Here is a 12,603-nt window from a genome sequence, read left to right as displayed (position 1 = left end):
AAGGGATTCATGCTTGTCTGGTTGAAGGGGTACCGCCGCAGTTGGCTGGCGGGTGACCTTGCTGCGGGCGCGGTTGTCGCCATGATGATGGTGCCGCAGGGGATGGCGTATGCGCTGGTGGCGGGACTGCCGCCGGTGGCCGGGATCTACGCCAGCATTTTGCCGCTGCTGCTGTACGCGCTGTTCGGCACCAGCAGCAGCCAGTCGGTGGGGCCGATGGCGATCATCTCGCTGATGACGGCATCGGCGCTGGCGCCGCTGGCCGCACCCGGCAGCAGCCTCTATCTCACGCTGGCCGGGCAACTGGCCCTGATGTCCGGCGCGGTGCTGCTGGCCTGCGGCCTGCTGCGGCTGGGCTTTCTCGCCAATTTCTTCTCAAAGCCGGTCATGAACGGCTTCACGCTCGGTTCCTCGATCCTGATCGCCTGGGACCAGCTGGGCACCCTGCTGGGGGCAGAGCTGCCGCACTGGCACGGTCCGAGTGCCGCGCTCGGCCTGGGCGCACTGGCGCTGCTGGTGCTGGCGCGCCGGCATGGCGCGGCGCTGCTGCGGCGCTGTGGCCTGGCAGCGGGCGCCGCCGACATCGGTGCGCGCCTGGCGCCGATGCTGCTGGTGATCGGTGCCATCGTCGTGGTGTGGGCGCTCGATCTGGACCGGATCGGCGTACGGGTGATCGGCCAGGTGCCGGCCGGCCTGCCGCACCTGAACCTGGCCGTTTCGAACGCGCACTGGCAGCAGCTGCTCAAGCCGGCGCTCCTGATCGGCTTCATGTGCTTCCTGCTGTCGATGTCCGGCGCCCAGGCGCTGGCCGCCAAGAAGGGCGAGAAGCTGCTGACCAATGCCGAGCTGGTGGGCCTGGGAGCGGCAAATATCGGCAGTTTCCTGAGCGGCGCCTTTCCGGTCACCGCCAGCCTGTCGCGCTCGGCCGTGAATTTCTCGGCCGGCGCAAATTCCCAGCTGGCCGGGATCGTGACCGCGCTGCTGCTGGGCGCGGCCCTGGTGCTGCCGACCGGCTGGCTGGCGCCGCTGCCGCTGCCGGTGCTGGCCGCCACCATCATCGTCGCCGTGCTCGGCATGCTGGAGACGGCGACCCTGCGCACCGCCTGGCGCTACGACCGCGCCGATGCGCTGGCACTGCTGGCCACCGCTGGCGGCGTGCTGCTGCTGGGCGTCGAGGCCGGGGTCGTGGCCGGTTTGCTGCTGTCGCTGGGGACCATGATCTGGCGCGAGAGCCGGCCGCACATCGCGGTGCTGGGCCGCATCGCCGGCACCGAACATTTCCGCAACGTCGAGCGCTACGAGACCGAAACCCGCAGCGGCGTCTTGCTGCTGCGCGTCGATGCCGGCCTGTTCTTCGGCAACGTGGAAGCGGTGAATGCCAGCGTCGAGGAAGCGCTGGCGCTGCATCCCGGAACGCGCGATCTGGTGCTGGTGTTGTCTGCGGTGAACGCGATCGACACCTCGGCGCTGTTCGGCCTGCTGGACTTGAACGCGGAGCTGGCCCGGCGCGGCCTGCGCCTGCACCTGGCCGAGGTGAAGGGGCCGGTGATGGACCGGCTCAAGCAATCGGCCCTGCCGGACAAGCTCAGCGGCAAAATCTTCCTCAGCACGGCGAATGCCTGGACGGCATTATCCTATCAGGATGAATAATTGTCTGTTCGAGATCAATGTGGCAATATGATTTCGAACAAATCCTCATGGGGGGAGCATGCTGATTCGAACCGGTGTCGAAGGCATTTTTCTCAAGCGCAGGCGCTGCGGCCTGCATGCCGCCGTCCGGGACGGCTGCCCTTCCTGCTGAGCGGCCATGCGGTCCAGGACATTGCCCGCGCCCGCCGTGCATGCCGGTGTGCTGGGCCTGGTCTTGCTTGCCGCCTTTCCGGTACGGGCTGAGGACGGACTGACGCTGTCCGGCCGCATCGCCTTTGGCGGCGTCATGCGGCTGCAAGCCCCCGACCCCATGCTCCTGACCGCCTCGAACGCGGCGGCGCTGGGCCTGACCGGCTACGGCAACGGCGCGAATGCCGACGACGGCAACCTGAATTATGCGCGCCACGACTGGGTATCGCGTGCCGTGCTGGCCAATTTCGACCTGCGTTACCAGGGCGCCGGCTTCAATGCGCTGGCCCGCGCCAGAGCCTGGTATGACGACGGCCAGCGCCATGACGCCCGGCCCTGGGGCAACTCGATCAACCGCTACGCCGCCGGGCAGCCGCTCGGCGATGCCGGGGCCGAGCGGCTGTCGCGCTTTTCCGGGGTCGCGCTCGGCGAAGCCTGGCTCGAGCGCGAATTCGCACTCGGCGGCAGCGGCGCCAAGCTGCTGGCGCGCGCCGGCCGCCAGACGACGCCGTGGAGCGAACGCGGCGCGGCGCTCGAAGCGATGGGTGCGCGCGACATGCCGGCCGGCCGCCGCGCCGGCTACCTGCCGCAGGAAACCCGCGTCGCCGCACCCATGCTGTTCACCCGCCTGGCGCTGCGGCCGGGGCTGGCGCTGGAAGGCTTCGTGCAGTCCTTCCGGCCCAGTGCGCTCGACGTCTGCGGTACGTTCTGGGCGCTCAACGATTACCAGGCGCCGGGTTGTAACTGGGTCATGTCCGGTCCGCCGCTGGGCCTGAACGACCGCGCGCGGATGGCCAGCGGCGCCGTGATGGGGCGCCTGCCGACGCGCACGCCGGATTCGCCGAACCGCGGCCTGGCCTTGCTGTGGCAGGCCACGGACAGCACCGAACTGGGCTTCTTCCACGCACGCTACGGCTGGCGCCTGCCGATGCCGAACGTACGCCGTTCGACGCGCGTGGGGCCGCCGCAGGTGCCGGGCAATCCCGATGGCCTCGACATGGCTTTTTTCACCAGCCACCCCGGCAATCTCGGCCTGAGCGCGATGACGCTGAACTGGCGCGCCTCGAGCGCCACCACCGTGGGCGCCGAGCTGTCCTGGCGCGACGGCATTCCCTTCATGCTGTCGCCGGCGGACGTGCTGCCGGCCTTTTTCAGTCCGACCGTGCCGTCGCTGCTGCGCGCCGAGGTCGACGCCGTGCCGCCCGGCGGCGAACTGCATGGCTACGACCAGTACGGGATGGCCCAGCTGCAGCTCAATGCGCAGCGCCGCTGGGACGCCTTCGGCATCCCGCTGACCGGCATGGCGGAAGTGCAGCTCAAGCACACGCCGGGCTTGCCCGACCAGACGGTGCGGCGCTACGGCCGCAACGACATCTACGGTGCCGGACCGGTCAACGGCGTCTGCATGGTCAACACCGGCGACGCCGCGCGCCAGTGCAGCCTGCGCGGCTACCAGACCGCGCATGCCTGGAGCTACCGGCTGCGCATGGAAGCGCGCCTGCCCGAGCCGATGCCTGGCCTGGTGCCCAAGCTGAGCGTCAACTTCAGCCACGATGTGAAAGGCTGGTCCGGCGACTTCGCCATCAACGAAGGGCGCAGGATGCTGCAGCTCGGCTGCCAGCTCGAATACAGCAAGCGCTACTTCGTCGAGCTGGCCTATCTGGGCATCTGGGGCGGCGACTACAACCCGACGATCGACCGCGATATGCTCGGGCTGTCGGCCGGCGTGCGCTTTTAAGGCCAGCCGCCCGCACCGCCCTGGTGCAGATGCCCGTTCGGGTGCGCCTGCGAACGCACCCGGCCCCTCGTTTTCGCATGGCACGCATCCTGCTAATCAAGAGGCATGCGCGACTTTCTCCAACCTGCTTCCAGCCTGGCCCCGCCGGCGCCGCCATGGCACGCCAGCCTGCAGCTGCGCTTCGCGGCCGACGCCGACGGCGCCACGACCCGCCTGACCGGCCGCGCGCATGCCGGGCCGCTGCGGGTGCAGAAGGCCCTGTATCCGGAAGGGGCGCGCACCTGCCACGTGATCGTCGTGCACCCGCCCGGCGGCGTGGTGGGCGGCGACCAGCTCGAGATCGGCATGCGGCTCGGCGCCGGCAGCCGGGTGTTCGCCACCACGCCCGGCGCCGCCAAGTGGTACCGCGCCCAGGCCGGCGCCGCGCGCCAGGAAGTGCGCCTGCAGGCCGGAGAGGGCGCCGCGCTCGAATGGCTGCCGCAGGAAAGCATCTTCTACGACGGCGCCCGCGTCGAACTCGGGCACGAGGTCGAACTCGGCGCGCAGGCCTGCTACATCGGCAGCGAGATCCTGTGCTTCGGCCGGCGCGCCATGGGCGAAGCGTTTACGCGCGGGCATGTCGTCCAGCGCACCCGGATCCGCCAGGCCGGACGCCTGGTCTGGCACGAGCAGGGCCGCCTGGACGCCGACGCCATCGCCAGTCCGCTCGGCATGGGCGGACGCAGCGTCTGCGCGACCCTGCTCGCGGTCGGCCGGCCGCTGCCGGCGCCGGCGCTGGCGGCACTGCGCGCGGAGGTCCCCGGACTGGCCCTGAGCCAGGTGAAGTCGGTGCTGGTGGCGCGCCACCTGGGCGACGACAGCGAACGCGCGCGCGGCGCCATGCTGCGCGTGTGGCAGGCGGTGCGTCCCCATCTGCTGGGCGTCGAAGCGCGCCCGCCACGCATCTGGAATACCTAGGAGCCGCCATGGACCTGACACCCCGCGAGAAAGACAAGCTCTTGATCTTCACCGCCGCGCTGCTGGCCGAACGGCGCCGCGCGCGCGGCCTAAAGCTGAACTACCCGGAAGCCGTGGCCCTGATCAGCGCCGCCATCATGGAAGGCGCGCGCGACGGCCGCAGCGTGGCCGAGCTGATGGCCGAGGGCGGCACGATCCTGGCCCGCGCCGATGTGATGGAGGGCGTGCCGGAGATGATCCCCGAGATCCAGGTCGAAGCCACTTTCCCGGACGGCAGCAAGCTGGTCACCGTCCACCAACCCATCGTTTGAACGAGCGAACGGAGAGCGCATGATCCCCGGCGAGTACATTCTGGAACCAGGCGAGATCGTCCTCAACGCCGGCCGCCGCACGCAGACCGTGACGGTGGCGAACGCCGGCGACCGGCCGATCCAGGTCGGCTCGCACTACCACTTCCACGAGGTGAATGCGGCCCTGCAGTTCGACCGCGCGGCGGCACTCGGCATGCGCCTGAACATCGCGGCCGGCACCGCGGTCCGTTTCGAGCCCGGCCAGTGCCGCACGGTGGAACTGGTCGAGCTGGCCGGCGCGCGCGTGGCGGTCGGTTTCCGCGGGCTGGTCGATGGCCCCATTCCGGCGCCGCCGGCGGCCGGGGAGGGCGCGGCATGACCACGATTTCGCGCCAGGCTTATGCCGACATGCTCGGCCCGACCCTCGGCGACCGCATCCGCCTGGCCGATACCGGGCTCGTGATCGAGATCGAGCACGACTACGCCATCTACGGCGAAGAGGTCAAGTTCGGCGGCGGCAAGGTGATCCGCGACGGCATGGGCCAGTCGCAGCTGCCGCACGCGGCGGTGATGGACACCGTGATCACGAATGCCGTGATCGTCGACCACTGGGGCATCGTGAAGGCCGACATCGGCATCAAGGACGGCCTGATCGCCGGCCTCGGCAAGGCCGGCAACCCCGACATCCAGCCCGGCGTCACGCTGCCGATCGGCGGCGCCACCGAGATCATCGCCGGCGAAGGCATGATCGTCACCGCCGGCGGCGTCGACACCCACATCCACTTCATCTGCCCGCAGCAGATCGAGGAAGCGCTGGCGTCCGGCATCACCACCATGCTGGGCGGCGGCACCGGGCCGGCAGTGGGCACCGCGGCCACCACCTGCACGCCCGGTTCCTGGCACATCGCATCGATGCTGGCGGCGGCCGACGCCTTCCCGATGAACCTGGGCTTTTTCGGCAAGGGCAACGTCAGCCGTCCGGGGCCGCTGGAAGAGCAGATCGCGGCCGGCGCGGTCGGCCTGAAACTGCATGAGGACTGGGGCAGCACGCCGGCGGCGATCGACAACTGCCTGGCGGTGGCCGAACGGATGGACGTGCAGGTCGCCCTCCATTCCGACACCCTGAACGAGGCCGGCTTCCTGGAATCGACGCTGGCCGCCTTCAAGGACCGCACGATCCACACCTTCCACACCGAAGGCGCGGGCGGCGGCCACGCACCCGACATCATCGCCGCGGTCGGGCATGCCAACGTGCTGCCCTCGTCGACCAATCCGACCCGCCCCTACACCGTCAACACGCTCGACGAGCACCTCGACATGCTGATGGTCTGCCACCACCTGGACCCGGCCATCGCCGAAGACGTCGCCTTCGCCGAATCGCGCATCCGGCGCGAGACCATCGCCGCCGAGGACATCCTGCACGACCTCGGCGCGATCTCGATGATGTCCTCGGATTCGCAGGCCATGGGCCGGGTCGGCGAGACCATCCTGCGCACCTGGCAGACCGCGCACAAGATGAAGATGCAGCGCGGCCCGCTCGAGGGCGATACGGAGCGCAACGACAACACGCGCGTGAAGCGCTACGTCGCCAAGTACACGATCAATCCCGCCATCACGCACGGCATCGCGCACGCGGTCGGTTCGGTCGAAGCCGGCAAGATCGCCGACCTGGTGCTGTGGCGTCCGGCCTTCTTCGGCGCCAAGCCGTCGATGGTGGTGAAGGGCGGGATGATCGCGGCCAGCCTGATGGGCGACCCGAACGCCTCGATCCCGACGCCGCAGCCGGTGCACTGGCGGCCGATGTTCGGGTCGTTTGCCGGTGGGCTGAAGAAGTCCTTCACCTTCGTCTCGCAGGCGGCCTTCGGCGCCGGCATCGGCGCCCGCCTGGGCCTGGCGAAGACCGTGATCCCGGTGCGCGGCACGCGCGGCCTGCGCAAGCGCGACATGATCCACAACGGCGCCACCCCGCACATGGAGGTGGACCCGGAAACCTATGAAGTGCGGGCGGACGGCCGCCTGCTGGTGTGCGAGCCGGCGGCGGTGCTGCCGCTGGCGCAGCGCTATTTTCTGTTCTGAACAAGGAGCACGCATGTTATCCCTGCATACCAAGGTGGCCCGCGCCGATGCCGTCCCGGGCATGGCCGTCAACGAACTGATGGTGCTGACCTGGGACCAGCGCGAGCGCTGCCGCCAGCGCGCTCGCCTGGCGTCCGGCGAGGAAGTCGCGCTGTTCCTGGCGCGCGGCACCGTCCTGCGCGACGGCGACCTGCTGCGCGGCGAAGGCGGTCGCGTGGTGCGCGTGGTGGCGGCGCCCGAGCCGACCTACCTGGTGCGCTGCGTCGATGCGTCGATGCTGGCGCGCTGCGCCTACCATCTCGGCAACCGCCATACCCAGGCCCAGGTCGGCCCGGGCTGGATCCGCATCCGCGTCGACCCGGTGCTGAAGGAGATGGTGCTGGGGCTGGGCGCGCAAGTGGACGAGGAGCTGGCCAAGTTCGAGCCGGAACCGGGCGCCTACGCGGGCGGCCATGGCCACGCGCATGCGCATGCGGGCGCCGGTCCGCTGGCGCCGGTGCCGGTGCGGCAGAAGATCCACCGTCCCGAGGTGTTGGCGGCGGCTGATGCCCCCGTGCGCGCATGAACGCCGCCGGCCTGCTGCACCTTCTGCAGTTTGCCAGCCCGGCACTGCCGATCGGCGGCTACAGCTATTCGCAGGGACTCGAAGCGGCGCTCGAAGAAGGGGTGGTGCACGACGCGGTCAGCAGCCGCGCCTGGATCGTGCGCTGCCTGCACGAGGTGATGGCGCAGTGGGATGCGCCGCTGTTCTGGCGCCTGCTGAAAGCCTGGGCCGCGCGCGACGATGCCGCCGTGCGCCGCTGGAGCGAATGCTTCCTGGCCTCGCGCGACACCGCCGAGCTGCGCGCGGAGACGATCCAGATGGGCTATTCGCTGGGTCACCTGATCGCCGAGTTGGGCGTGCCGGGCGCCGCCAGGCTGGGCGAGGACGTCTCGCTGCCGGCTGCCTTTGCCTGCGCCGTCGACGGTCTCGGCATCCCGCACGACGAGGCGCTGCTGGCGCTGCTGTTCACCTGGGCCGAGAACCAGGTGCTGGTCTGCGTGAAGTCGGTCCCGCTGGGCCAGGTGGCGGGACAGCGCCTGCTGCTGTCGCTGCGGCCCGAGATCGAAGCGGCGGCAAGCTGGGCGCGCGAACTCGAGGACGGCGCGATGTCGAACTGGGCGCCGGGCCTGTCCATGCTGTCGATGCGGCACGAGGTGCAGCATGGGCGGCTGTACCGTTCATGAAAGAGAGGAAGCTGTGACAACGATGGTATCGAATCCCCTGCGCGTCGGCATCGGCGGGCCGGTCGGCTCCGGCAAGACCGCGCTGTGCGAGATGCTGTGCCGGCATCTGCGCGGCCATTACGACATGGCCGTGATCACCAACGACATCTACACGCGCGAAGACATGGACATCCTGCTGCGCGCCGAAGCGCTGCCGCCCGAGCGCCTGATGGGCGTCGAAACCGGCGGCTGCCCGCATACCGCGATCCGCGAGGATGCGTCCATCAACCTGGAGGCGATCGCGCGCCTGCAGGCCGAGTTCCCGGCGCTGGAACTGGTGCTGGTGGAGTCGGGCGGCGACAACCTGGCCGCCACCTTCAGTCCCGAGCTGTCGGACCTGACCCTGTACGTCATCGACGTCGCCGGCGGCGAGAAGATTCCGCGCAAGGGCGGTCCGGGCATCACCCGCTCGGACCTCCTGATCATCAACAAGACCGACCTCGCGCCGCATGTGGGCGCGAACCTGGGCGTCATGGCGCGCGACGCGCGGCAGCAGCGCGGCAACCGCCCCTTCGTATTCACCAATCTGCGTACCGGCGAAGGCGTCGACGCCGTGGTGCATTTCGTCCGCGAGCAGGGACTGCTCGACAGACAGGAGAGCGCGTAATGAAGAATCTGAAGAAGGCGATGCGCTTTGTGGCGCTGGCCGCGGTGCTCGGCCTGGTGGCGTTGCCGGCGCTGGCCCATCCGGGGCATGGCGGGGACAGCGGCTTCGCTGCCGGCCTGCTGCACCCGCTGACTGGCCTGGACCACCTGTTGGCGCTGCTGGCGGTCGGGCTGTGGGCGCGCGGGCAGCGCCATGGCGCGGTGATGCCGCCGGTGTTCCTGGTGCTGATGGCGCTGGGCGCTTCGTCGGCGGGCCTGCTGCAGGACGGCCAGCTGCCGGCGCTGGAGATCTCGATTGCCGCCACCGTGCTGCTGCTGGGCGCTTTGGCGGCGGCTGCGCTGCGCATGCCGCCGCAACTGGCGGTGGCGCTGGTGGGGGTGTGCGGCTTCCTGCACGGGATCGCGCACGGGCGCGAGCTGGCGGGCATGGCCAGCGGCGCCGGCTTCCTGGCGGCCAGCGCGCTGGTGATGGGATTGGGGATGATCGTGCAGCCCGACCCGCAGCGCCGCCGGATGGCGGGCGCCGCGATCGGCGCCGCCGGTTTATGCCTGCTTGCGGGCCTGGTCTGAACCCGGTTCGGCGAGGCGGATCGGCGCCGCGTCCTTCGGGTATTTCGCCTGCACGCCTTCATAGACTGCGGCGATCGCGGCCATGTCGGCGGCTTCGTCGCCGGTCGGCAGCATGCTGCGGGTGACGTCGATGACTTTGGTGCGGTAGTCGAAGGACACCAGCAGCAGCGGCACCCTGGCCGTCATCGCGATGCGGTAGAAGCCGCTCTTCCAGTAGGGGCGGTAGCCGCGCGTGCCTTCCGGCGTCACCGCCAGCCAGAACCACTTTTCGGCCAGCATGTCTTCGGCCAGACGCGGGATCGCGCCCTGCGGCGCGCTGCGGTCGACGGCCACGCCGCCCCAATAGCGCATGACCACCCCCATCGGGCCGCGGAACAGCGAATCCTTGGCCAGCCAGCGGAACTTCAGGTCGAGCGCCCACTTCGCCAGCAGGCCGACGAAGAAATCGATGTTCGAGGTATGCGGATACACCACCGCAACGCCATGCGGCCCCGGCAGTGGCTTATACAGCACGTTCCAGCCGATCATGTTCAGCAGGCGCAGTGCGGTGCGCTGGCGCCAGCTTGGCAGCGCTGCCGGGCGCAACAGGTGTTCTTGCATTATCAGTCTCTCGGGCGGACGTCTTCATTGCGTCCTGGAAAATAAACCGGGGATTCTATAGCGGGGAAAAATGCGCGACAAGTAAAAAGACTGGAAGCGTTGTAGCGCCGTCGGTATCATCCCTTGCTTGACCGGCAAGACTGCTTTTTGTTCTACAGGGGATTTAACGATGGACATCAAAATTTTTCACAATCCGCGCTGCGGCACCTCGCGCACCACGCTGGGCCTGCTGCGCGATGCCGGCCACGAGCCCGAGGTGATCGACTACCTCGCCAATCCACCCGAACGCGAACAGCTGAAGAAGATGATCGCGGATGCCGGTTTGACGGTGCGCGGGGCGGTGCGCAGCAAGGAGGCGCTGTTCAAGGAACTCGGGCTGGACGCGCCCGACGTCAGCGACGATGCGCTGCTGGATGCCATGCTGGCGCATCCGATCCTGATCAACCGGCCTTTCGTGATCACGCCGAAGGGCGTGCGGCTGTGCCGGCCTTCCGAGCTGGTCAACGAGATCTTATAGCGCGTTCAACAGGGCGCGCTCAGTGTTGGCAGGCGCCGATGTCGACCGCATCGGCCTGCCCGCGCGACTTGCCATAGAAGTCGGGGCCGTCGGCGCCGTGCTCGAGGCCCTTGCCGATCGCCGGTGAATCCGCCGCCAGGCGGAAGTCCGGCGTGCCGCTGCGCGAATAGCTGAGGAAACCCGGCGCGGCGGCAACGGTGCCGACGTGGCGCATGCCCTCGGCCAGCCGCCAGTCCGCCTCCTTGTTGCCGAACACCAGGTTGTTGCGGTAGCTGTTGTGCTTGCCCGTGGCGCCCTGTTCGGAGATCCCGTAGCGGTTGTCGTACACGATGTTATTCAACACGTGGGTATGGTCGTTCGGCCCCTTGGTGTGATAAAAGTCGCCGCCGCCGACCAGGATGCCGGTGTTCGAGGCCGTGATTGTGTTGTTGACGACGATGACCTTGTGCGCGTCGTGCCACAGGTGGATGCCGGCCTCGGCCACCCGGTAGACGATGTTGTTGCGCACCGTGCCGGGCGTGTTCACGTAGATGCCCTGCACGTAGCGGCAGCCGGGCGGACCGATGTCGTGCACGCTGTTGCCGACCACCTCCGAGTACATGCCCTTGTAGTAGCTGTCGACGCCGATTCCGGACCCGCCCTTGCTGGTGCAGGGCAGGGTGGTGGCGATGTGGTGCACGTGGTTGGAGGCGATGCGGTTGTAGGAGCCGCCGCTGTAGATGCCGGTGGTCCAGGGCTGGCCTTCCGAGCGCGCCGCGCCGTCGACTTCGAAGCCCTGGATGTCGACATAGCTGGCGCGGTTGTCCCAGGCCATTTCGCTGTTGGAGACCGGCGGCGGCACCAGCCGCGCCTGCCAGCGCTCCGTCGAGCGGAACACGATGCGGGCATTCGCCAGGCCATTGATGCTGGTGCGGAAGCCGCCCTGGTAGGTGCCGGGCAGGACGTTGACCGTGGTACCGGGCGTCACCAGTTGGGCCGCCCGCGCCAGCGAGCGCAGCGGCGCGGCGCGGGTGCCGGGATTGCTGTCGAGGCCGTCCTGCGCCACCCATAGCTCGGTGGGCACGACCTGGGGCGTGACCGCCACCGGGTGGTTGTCCTTGACGGTACAGCCGGCCGCGGCGAGCAGCAGGGCATTCGAAACGAGGCGTGTCAGTGTCATGGTCGCGAAACATGGGGCAGCTAACCGGGCCAGTGTGCGCCTTGCATGGCCGTGCAAGTCTCTTTGCCTCAATCTCGCTTTTGCGCGCGCGCAAACGGTGTATCGTCGGCTTTTACGCAAAGGAGAGCGCATGACAGATTATTTGTTGCCATCCGGAAGCCGAATCCCCATGCTCGGCCAGGGCACCTGGAACATGGGCGAAGATCCTGCCGCCCGCGCCGCAGAAGTCGCCGCGCTGCGCCTGGGCCTCGATCTCGGCGTGACCCTGATCGACAGCGCCGAGATGTACGGCGAGGGCGGCGCCGAGGAAGTCGTCGGCGAGGCGATCGCGGGGCGTCGCGACGAGGTCTTCCTGGTCAGCAAGGTCTACCCGCACAACGCCGACCGGCGCGGCGTGCAGGCGGCCTGCGAGCGCAGTCTGCGGCGGATGCGGGTCGATTGCATCGACCTCTACCTGCTGCACTGGCGCGGCAATGTGCCGTTGGCGGAAACGCTGGAGGCCTTCGTGCGCCTGCGCGAGCAGGGCAAGATCCGCGACTTCGGGGTCAGCAATTTCGACCTCGACGACATGCTGGAAGCGAGCAAGCTGCCCGGCGGCGAACTGGTGGCCACCGACCAGGTGCTGTACAACCTGGCCCAGCGTGGCATCGAATGGGACTTGCTGCCGTGGTGCCGCGAACGCCGCATTCCGGTGATGGCCTATTCGCCGCTGGAGTCGGACCCGGCATCGCAGGCCGGCCTGCTCGGCAAGCCGCAACTGAAGGCCGTGGCGCGCCGCCATGGCGTGACGCCGGCCCAGGTGGCGCTGGCCTGGCTGCTGCGCCAGGACGGGGTGGTGGTGATTCCGAAGGCGGTGCGGCCGCAGCACGTGCGCGAGAACCGCGCCGCGCTGGACCTGGCGCCGGCCTTGACCGCCGAGGACCTGGCCCAGCTCGACGCAGGCTTCCCGACGCCGCGCCGGAGACAGCCGCTGGCGATGCGCTAG

General features: G+C 69.2%; 13 protein-coding genes and 1 pseudogene. 12 read left to right on the top strand and 2 right to left on the bottom strand.

The window, feature by feature from the left end:
• The first annotated feature begins 9 nt into the window (after positions 1-9).
• The 10 genes from NX782_RS22665 to NX782_RS22620 all read left to right on the top strand — a co-directional run bounded on the left by NX782_RS22665 (position 10) and on the right by NX782_RS22620 (position 9,342).
• A complete protein-coding gene (locus NX782_RS22665) occupies positions 10-1,650 on the top strand; it encodes a SulP family inorganic anion transporter (RefSeq protein ID WP_258847757.1) in 1,641 nt (546 codons plus the stop codon).
• Positions 1,651-1,807: 157 nt separating this feature from the next.
• Positions 1,808-3,577 carry a DUF1302 domain-containing protein gene (locus tag NX782_RS22660; RefSeq protein WP_258847756.1) on the top strand — a complete coding sequence of 590 codons (1,770 nt, stop codon included), beginning with the start codon at positions 1,808-1,810 and terminating at the stop codon, positions 3,575-3,577.
• A gap of 105 nt (positions 3,578-3,682) precedes the next feature.
• Positions 3,683-4,534 carry an urease accessory protein UreD gene (locus tag NX782_RS22655; protein WP_258847755.1) on the top strand — a complete coding sequence of 284 codons (852 nt, stop codon included), beginning with the start codon at positions 3,683-3,685 and terminating at the stop codon, positions 4,532-4,534.
• A gap of 8 nt (positions 4,535-4,542) precedes the next feature.
• Positions 4,543-4,845: an urease subunit gamma gene (locus NX782_RS22650; RefSeq protein ID WP_258847754.1), complete on the top strand. Its 303-nt coding sequence runs from the start codon at positions 4,543-4,545 to the stop codon at positions 4,843-4,845.
• 19 nt (positions 4,846-4,864) lie between these two features.
• Entirely contained in the window at positions 4,865-5,203 is a 339-nt protein-coding gene (locus NX782_RS22645; protein ID WP_258847753.1) for an urease subunit beta, read from the top strand.
• Complete coding sequence (ureC, locus tag NX782_RS22640) at positions 5,200-6,900, top strand: urease subunit alpha (protein ID WP_258847752.1); 1,701 nt, start codon at positions 5,200-5,202, stop codon at positions 6,898-6,900. The genes NX782_RS22645 and ureC overlap by 4 nt, the downstream gene beginning before the upstream one ends.
• A 13-nt stretch (positions 6,901-6,913) precedes the next feature.
• Positions 6,914-7,465: an urease accessory protein UreE gene (ureE, locus tag NX782_RS22635; protein WP_258847751.1), complete on the top strand. Its 552-nt coding sequence runs from the start codon at positions 6,914-6,916 to the stop codon at positions 7,463-7,465.
• On the top strand, positions 7,462-8,127 hold the full coding sequence (locus NX782_RS22630) for an urease accessory protein UreF (protein ID WP_258847750.1): 666 nt from the start codon (positions 7,462-7,464) through the stop codon (positions 8,125-8,127). The genes ureE and NX782_RS22630 overlap by 4 nt, the downstream gene beginning before the upstream one ends.
• A 22-nt stretch (positions 8,128-8,149) precedes the next feature.
• Positions 8,150-8,773, top strand: coding sequence for an urease accessory protein UreG (gene ureG, locus NX782_RS22625; protein ID WP_308633079.1), 624 nt, complete (start codon positions 8,150-8,152; stop codon positions 8,771-8,773).
• The gene (locus NX782_RS22620; RefSeq protein WP_258847748.1) at positions 8,773-9,342 is read left to right on the top strand and encodes a HupE/UreJ family protein; all 570 of its coding nucleotides are present in this window, start codon (positions 8,773-8,775) and stop codon (positions 9,340-9,342) included. Before ureG ends, NX782_RS22620 begins: the two co-directional genes overlap by 1 nt.
• On the opposite strand, the gene NX782_RS22615 is transcribed toward NX782_RS22620, so the two are convergent.
• Positions 9,316-9,942, bottom strand: a complete 627-nt coding sequence (locus NX782_RS22615) for a 1-acyl-sn-glycerol-3-phosphate acyltransferase (RefSeq protein WP_258847747.1) — start codon at positions 9,940-9,942, stop codon at positions 9,316-9,318. The two genes, NX782_RS22620 and NX782_RS22615, sit on opposite strands and share 27 nt — an antisense overlap.
• A 169-nt stretch (positions 9,943-10,111) precedes the next feature.
• Between NX782_RS22615 and arsC the strand changes: the two are divergent.
• Positions 10,112-10,456 (top strand): annotated as a pseudogene (gene arsC / locus NX782_RS22610) (arsenate reductase (glutaredoxin)); the annotation flags it as partial.
• Positions 10,457-10,478: 22 nt separating this feature from the next.
• Here arsC and NX782_RS22605 read toward each other — a convergent pair.
• Positions 10,479-11,618 (bottom strand): DUF1565 domain-containing protein, encoded by a 1,140-nt coding sequence (locus tag NX782_RS22605; protein WP_258847746.1) that lies wholly within the window; start codon positions 11,616-11,618, stop codon positions 10,479-10,481.
• A 130-nt stretch (positions 11,619-11,748) separates the two neighbouring features.
• Between NX782_RS22605 and NX782_RS22600 the strand changes: the two genes are divergently transcribed.
• Positions 11,749-12,603, top strand: coding sequence for an aldo/keto reductase (locus NX782_RS22600; protein ID WP_258847745.1), 855 nt, complete (start codon positions 11,749-11,751; stop codon positions 12,601-12,603).

Source organism: Massilia norwichensis (assembly GCF_024753245.1).
Lineage (GTDB): Bacteria > Pseudomonadota > Gammaproteobacteria > Burkholderiales > Burkholderiaceae_D > Telluria > Telluria norwichensis.
This window is presented reverse-complemented; position numbering and strand designations above follow the sequence as displayed.